Genomic DNA, 315 nt, shown 5'->3' on the forward strand with positions numbered 1-315 from the left:
ACCTCGACCGCATCCCGCCCGGCCTGATCTGCCTGAGCTCCCTCAACAGCGAGCGAACCTCGAGGCGCGACGTCGAGAGCCGCTTGTACGAGAGCCGGCGCGGCTGCGTCATCCGCTGCGTGACGGAGAAGTGGAGCTCCCACAACGTGGCGATGAACGTCACGTACGGCACCAGCAAGGCGAAGGCCGCCATCAAGGACTCCTCCCGGGTCCTCGGCTACCCGTACGCGATGGGTGACCGGATCACCAAGGCGATGCCGCCGGACGTGATGGGCAAGGGCATCCCGCTCTCCGGGATCACCGACAGCTCGCACC

The 315-nt window shown here is 67.3% G+C and carries 1 protein-coding gene; it reads left to right on the top strand.

Annotated elements, in window-relative coordinates:
• Window positions 1-32 precede the first annotated feature (32 nt).
• Window positions 33-315, top strand: a 283-nt coding sequence (locus UK12_RS34860; RefSeq protein ID WP_269432074.1) for a hypothetical protein, incomplete at its 3' end; no start/stop codon positions are given.

It is taken from the genome of Saccharothrix sp. ST-888 (assembly GCF_000955975.1).
In the GTDB taxonomy this organism is placed as follows: domain Bacteria; phylum Actinomycetota; class Actinomycetes; order Streptomycetales; family Streptomycetaceae; genus Kitasatospora.